Source organism: Streptococcus oralis SK610 (genome assembly GCF_000257455.1).
Classification (GTDB): domain Bacteria; phylum Bacillota; class Bacilli; order Lactobacillales; family Streptococcaceae; genus Streptococcus; species Streptococcus oralis_CB.
The window spans coordinates 1-712 of the sequence record NZ_AJKQ01000027.1; the positions used below are offsets into that span (position 1 = coordinate 1).

At 50.7% G+C, this 712-nt stretch carries 8 tRNA genes; all 8 read right to left on the minus strand.

The annotated features are described in order from the left end of the window. Positions 1–2: 2 nt before the first annotated feature. A tRNA-Pro gene (locus HMPREF1115_RS10645) sits at positions 3–76 on the minus strand. Between the two features lie 15 nt (positions 77–91). Next, a tRNA-Arg gene (locus HMPREF1115_RS10650) sits at positions 92–165 on the minus strand. Between the two features lie 11 nt (positions 166–176). Continuing rightward, positions 177–262 (minus strand) — tRNA-Leu (locus tag HMPREF1115_RS10655). Positions 263–269: 7 nt separating this feature from the next. Beyond that, positions 270–341 (minus strand) — tRNA-Gly (locus tag HMPREF1115_RS10660). 27 nt (positions 342–368) lie between these two features. Continuing rightward, positions 369–441: transfer RNA gene (locus tag HMPREF1115_RS10665), tRNA-Thr, on the minus strand. A gap of 12 nt (positions 442–453) precedes the next feature. Further along, positions 454–535 (minus strand) — tRNA-Leu (locus HMPREF1115_RS10670). Between the two features lie 5 nt (positions 536–540). Next, positions 541–613 (minus strand) — tRNA-Lys (locus tag HMPREF1115_RS10675). Between the two features lie 24 nt (positions 614–637). Beyond that, a tRNA-Asp gene (locus HMPREF1115_RS10680) sits at positions 638–710 on the minus strand. Positions 711–712: the final 2 nt, after the last annotated feature.

Genomic DNA, 712 nt, shown 5'->3' on the forward strand with positions numbered 1-712 from the left:
AATCGGGAAGACAGGATTCGAACCTGCGACACCTTGGTCCCAAACCAAGTACTCTACCAAGCTGAGCTACTTCCCGCGTTAAATAAAAAAATGCACCCTAGAGGAGTCGAACCTCTAACCGCCTGATTCGTAGTCAGGTACTCTATCCAGTTGAGCTAAGGGTGCTCATCATTATATGCCGAGGACCGGAATCGAACCGGTACGATCGTTACCAATCGCAGGATTTTAAGTCCTGTGCGTCTGCCAGTTCCGCCACCCCGGCCTCTCTAAGCGAACGACGGGATTCGAACCCGCGACCCCCACCTTGGCAAGGTGGTGTTCTACCACTGAACTACGTTCGCATCGACCTCTTATTCTATATAAAAAAATGCCGGCTACATGACTTGAACACGCGACCCTCTGATTACAAATCAGATGCTCTACCAACTGAGCTAAGCCGGCTGATTTCTATTATGCGGGTTAAGGGACTTGAACCCCCACGCCGTTAAGCGCCAGATCCTAAATCTGGTGCGTCTGCCAATTCCGCCAAACCCGCAAATATGACCCGTACTGGGCTCGAACCAGTGACCCATTGATTAAAAGTCAATTGCTCTACCAACTGAGCTAACGAGTCTAAAATAACTTCCGTTATCTTAAACGGTCCCGACGGGAATCGAACCCGCGATCTTCGCCGTGACAGGGCGACGTGATAACCGCTACACTACGGGACCTA